General features: G+C 46.1%; 1 protein-coding gene. It reads left to right on the plus strand.

Annotation, left to right across the window (positions count from 1 at the left end; genetic code table 11):
* Positions 1-28: 28 nt before the first annotated feature.
* Positions 29-453: (d)CMP kinase (locus AAEZ03_RS25925; protein WP_350582588.1), on the plus strand; the 425-nt coding region annotated here is incomplete at its 3' end.

The following is a 453-nucleotide window of genomic DNA, read 5'->3' on the forward strand; positions in this document are numbered from 1 at the left end:
GCCTACTATAAAGTGATAAGTGAATCCTATGACCGTCTCTACACCTGCTAATGATAATAGCCAAGCGCAGCCAATGCGTTATCCTGTTATCTGTATTGATGGGCCAAGTGGCGCAGGCAAGGGCACGGTAACTTGGCGTCTGGCACAAGCATTGAATTATCAGCTGTTAGATTCAGGCGCTTTATATCGTATCGTTGGTTTAAAGGCATTTGAAGCAGGATTGATTACTGCCGATGCCAGTCAGTCGATTGATGAGACGGCTGTATTACAGTTAACGCAAAGTTTAGAGATTGCCTTTGTACCTAACAATGAGTCAGGGCGTGTCGATATCATCGTGAATGGTGAGGCAGTGGGTGAGCAGGTGCGTAACGAAACGATTGGTGGTTATGCCTCACAAGTGGCTGTCTATCCGACAGTTCGTCACGCTTTACTAAAGCTACAACAAGATATGGC

This window comes from Pseudomonas sp. HY2-MNA-CIBAN-0224, from assembly GCF_040310285.1.
Taxonomy (GTDB): Bacteria; Pseudomonadota; Gammaproteobacteria; order Pseudomonadales; family Pseudomonadaceae; genus Aquipseudomonas; species Aquipseudomonas helleri.